This window comes from Rhodococcus sp. R1101 (assembly GCF_000278445.1).
Taxonomy (GTDB): domain Bacteria; phylum Actinomycetota; class Actinomycetes; order Mycobacteriales; family Mycobacteriaceae; genus Rhodococcus; species Rhodococcus gordoniae.
In genome coordinates, this window is the sequence record NZ_AJVB01000683.1 from 1 (window position 1) to 1,547 (window position 1,547).

General features: G+C 69.7%; 2 protein-coding genes. Both read right to left on the reverse strand.

The window, feature by feature from the left end; genetic code table 11:
- Window positions 1-897, reverse strand: an 897-nt coding sequence (trpB, locus tag R1101_RS0123185) for a tryptophan synthase subunit beta (RefSeq protein WP_016935572.1), incomplete at its 3' end; no start/stop codon positions are given.
- A 112-nt stretch (window positions 898-1,009) separates the two neighbouring features.
- On the reverse strand, window positions 1,010-1,547 hold a 538-nt coding region (locus R1101_RS0123190; protein ID WP_016935573.1), incomplete at its 5' end, for an indole-3-glycerol phosphate synthase TrpC.

The window sequence follows — 1,547 nt, forward strand, 5'->3', positions numbered from 1 at the left end:
CTGCAACAGGTACGAGTACGCGCCGTGCAGGGCACCGTGGGTGCCGCCGCCGATGGTGGCGGCGTGCCGTCCGGTCTCGACCCCGTCTCCCCCGGCCTCGCAGCCGACGAGCTTGACGGACGGGTCGTCGATGAACGGATGGAAGATGCCGATCGCGTTCGACCCTCCGCCGACGCAGGCGACGACGGCGTCGGGCAGACGACCGGTGAGCTCGCGGATCTGGGCGCGTGCCTCGAGGCCGATGATGCGCTGGAAGTCGCGGACCATCGCCGGGAAGGGATGCGGACCGGCGGCGGTGCCGAAGCAGTAATAGGTGTTGTCGGCATTGGTGACCCAGTCGCGCATCGCTTCGTTGATCGCGTCCTTGAGGGTGCGCGAGCCGGTCTTGGCAGCGATGACCTCGGCGCCGAGCAGACGCATGCGCGCGACGTTGAGCGCCTGCCGCTCGGTGTCGACCTCACCCATGTAGACCCGGCATTCGAGACCGAACAGGGCGCACGCGGTCGCGGTGGCGACGCCGTGCTGGCCGGCGCCGGTCTCGGCGATCACGCGGGTCTTGCCCATGCGCTTGGCGAGCAGCACCTGCCCGAGCACATTGTTGATCTTGTGCGAGCCGGTGTGGTTGAGATCCTCGCGCTTGAGGAAGATGCGCGCGCCTCCGGCGTGTTCGCTGAGACGAGTGGCCTCGTAGACCGGGGACGGGCGACCGGTGTACTCGCGCTGCAGCCGATCGAGTTCGGCGAGGAAGCCGGGGTCGACGCGTTCCTTCTCGTAGGCGGCGGTGACCTCCTCGATCACCGCCATGAGCGCCTCGGGCACATAGCGGCCACCGAAGGCTCCGAAGTGGCCGCGGACGTCGGGTTCGTGCGCGGTCGGAGTGGCGAGGGCTTCGCTCATCGAGGGAAGCCCCCGGCCCTTGGCGGAAAGTGCGGAATCGTCTGCAGTCACGCGTCCAGTCTGCCCCACCACGCGACGCGGATCACATGGGGGTCCGGACCGGCCGGCACGGTCAGCGTGCGGGCTTGGGGCACGACGGATGCGTACCCACCGTCACCAGTTCGGCGACCGCCTGACGCGGATCCCCACTGGTCACCAGGCCCTCTCCGACGAGCACCGCGTCGGCGCCGGCCCCCGCGTACGCGAGCAGATCGGCCGGCCCGCGGACACCGGACTCGGCGATCTTGAGCACGTTGCTGGGCAGGCCCGGCGCGATGCGCGAGAATGTCGTCTTGTCGACCTCGAGGGTCTTGAGGTTGCGGGCGTTGATCCCGATGACGGTCGCGCCGGCCTCGAGGGCGCGGTCGGCCTCCTCCTCGGTGTGCGCCTCGACCAGCGCCGTCATCCCGAGCGACTCGATCCGGTCGATCAGGGCCGTCAGCACGGTCTGTTCGAGGGCCGCGACGATGAGGAGCACGATGTCGGCGCCGTGCGCACGCGCCTCGTGGATCTGGTAGGGACCGACCACGAAATCCTTGCGCAGCACCGGAATGCGGACCGCACGACGCACGGCGTCGAGGTCGGCCAGGCTGCCGTGGAATCGGCGTTCC